This window comes from uncultured Microbulbifer sp. (genome assembly GCF_947489355.1).
In the GTDB taxonomy this organism is placed as follows: domain Bacteria; phylum Pseudomonadota; class Gammaproteobacteria; order Pseudomonadales; family Cellvibrionaceae; genus Microbulbifer.
Window position 1 is genome coordinate 1 of the sequence record NZ_CANLDD010000254.1, and the last position, 215, is coordinate 215.

1 protein-coding gene is annotated in these 215 nt (G+C 54.9%); it reads right to left on the reverse strand.

What is annotated here, in order from left to right; all coding sequences use genetic code 11:
- Positions 1-14 precede the first annotated feature (14 nt).
- Positions 15-215, reverse strand: a 201-nt coding sequence (locus tag Q1A48_RS21665) for a hypothetical protein (RefSeq protein WP_299948964.1), incomplete at its 5' end; no start/stop codon positions are given.

Below are 215 nucleotides of genomic sequence, written 5' to 3' on the forward strand. Positions count from 1 at the left end.
CCTGCACAAAAACTCTAAAACTCCCCACCTAACACATCATCGCTCAATCGGATATCCATCTGTGTGAAGGGCAGCGCCTCCTCGTCCTGGTAGTCCAGCGTAGTGCCTTTACTCTCATGTGCCATGAGGTCCTGAATATCCTCGACCTTGTATCCTGCAACCCGATACAGGGTGGAAGCCAGGCCGCGGACTTCATGGAATGAGGGCGGGGCACC